Source organism: Neobacillus citreus, assembly GCF_018343545.2.
Lineage (GTDB): Bacteria > Bacillota > Bacilli > Bacillales > Cytobacillaceae > Neobacillus > Neobacillus citreus.
Map to the genome: position 1 here is coordinate 37,489 of NZ_JAGYPE020000055.1, position 1,868 is coordinate 39,356.

Annotated in this window: 3 protein-coding genes; 2 read left to right on the top strand and 1 reads right to left on the bottom strand. The window is 44.5% G+C overall.

Annotation, left to right across the window (positions count from 1 at the left end; all coding sequences use genetic code 11):
• A partial coding sequence (locus KHB02_RS23030; RefSeq protein ID WP_476739050.1) for an oxidoreductase occupies positions 1 to 633 on the top strand: 633 nt, incomplete at its 5' end.
• Positions 634 to 652: 19 nt separating this feature from the next.
• Here the strand turns inward: KHB02_RS23030 and rnz are convergent.
• Positions 653 to 1,594 (bottom strand): ribonuclease Z, encoded by a 942-nt coding sequence (rnz, locus tag KHB02_RS23035; protein WP_213144946.1) that lies wholly within the window; start codon positions 1,592 to 1,594, stop codon positions 653 to 655.
• Between the two features lie 169 nt (positions 1,595 to 1,763).
• Between rnz and KHB02_RS23040 the strand changes: the two genes are divergently transcribed.
• A partial coding sequence (locus KHB02_RS23040) for a hypothetical protein (protein WP_241114029.1) occupies positions 1,764 to 1,868 on the top strand: 105 nt, incomplete at its 3' end.

Below are 1,868 nucleotides of genomic sequence, written 5' to 3' on the forward strand. Positions count from 1 at the left end.
ACGCCGAAGGAAATGACGAAGGACGATATCGCAGCAACTATTGAAGCCTTTAAAAAAGGAGCAGAACGGGTTAAAAAAGCCGGGTTTGATGTGATTGAAATTCACGGAGCCCATGGCTATTTGATTAATGAATTCTTATCCCCGCTTTCCAATAAACGGACGGACGAATATGGCGGATCTGCCGAAAATCGCTACCGTTTCCTGCGTGAGGTAATTGATGCTGTTAAAACAGTTTGGGACGGACCGCTGTTTGTCCGCGTTTCTGCCCACGATTACCATGAGGATGGGTTAACCCCCGAAGATTATATAACCTTTGGCAATTGGATGAAAAAGCAAGGTGTGGATTTAATTGACGTCAGTTCAGGTGCGGTTGTCCCTGCGCGGATTGATGTCTATCCAGGCTACCAAGTGAAATATTCCGAAGCGATTAAATATGGAGCAGACATTCCAACAGGAGCAGTTGGATTGATCACATCACCTCTGCACGCCGAAGAAATTTTGCAAAACGAACGGGCTGACCTGATCTTTTTAGCCCGCGAATTGCTGCGTGATCCATACTGGCCTAGAAAAGCAGCAAAAGAGCTCGGAGTTTCTATCGACGGTCCAAAGCAGTATGAACGCGGCTGGGTTTAAGCAGAAAAGCACTTACCAATTATGGTAAGTGCTTTTCACCTTTTAATGGAATGTTAATTTCCTTAAAGTCCTCGGCAATATCCGTATTTGGAAAGATTTCTGCTGCCTCTTTGACTAATTCCCGCCACGCATGCCGGTCATAACGCGAACTGATATGCGTCAGGCAAAGCTGCTTTGCTTCCGCTTGTTTCGCCACTTCGGCTGCCTGATGGGTCGTTGAATGGAAGTAGTCAAATGCCAGCTGGTCTTCCCCCTTGGCAAACGTTGCTTCATGAACTAACAGGTCTGCCCCTTTAGCCAAGAAAATCGCATTTTCACAGAATCTTGTGTCGCCAAGAATCGTCACAACCCGGCCCTTCTGAGAAGGTCCGAGATACTCGTTTGGTTCAATCACCCGGCCGTCTTCAAGCGTAACGGTTTCCCCATCTTTAATTTTTTTAAAAATTGGTCCTGGCTGTACGCCTGCTTCCTTCAATTTATCTGCCAATAAGGTTCCCGGTCTGTCTTTTTCAGCCACTCGATATCCGTAAGACATAATTCCATGGTCAAGCAGGCGGGCTTCCACGGAAAATTGCTCATCTTCAAAAACAATTCCTTCTTCAATTTCGACCACCTTCAACAGATACTTTAAATAGGTTTGGCTGATAGAAAGACTTATTTGAAGGAAGTCTCGAATCCCTTTCGGTCCGTAAACTGTAACCTCCGTTTCTCCCCCCTGAAAAGAACGGCTCGATAACAGTCCGGGCAATCCGTAAATATGATCACCGTGCAAATGGGTAACGAATATTTTTTCAATTCGCCGCGGTTTGATGGATGTATGTAAGATTTGGTGCTGGGTTGCTTCGCCGGCATCGAACAACCAGACAGAACCGCGCTCCTCCAAGAGCTTGAGGGCAATTGATGTCACATTGCGAAGCTTGGCCGGCATGCCTGCCCCTGTTCCTAAGAAAAAGACATCCACAGTAAAAACTCCTCTCTTCTCCGTACCACTTTTCATTATCGTTACTATATCATAAAGTGTAAATCAATGCTTATTTGTTTCCTCTAAAAATGATACATGCTATTTTAGATATTAGCGAAATCTAAGATTATATAAAAGCTATTATCGCTAGGAAAGAGGTTTATACATAATGGATCAAAATCTGTCATCATTAATCATGATTTTTGGAGCAACCGGGGATTTATCCAAACGAAAGCTGTTTCCATCCCTTTATCGATTATATGAACGCGGCCGT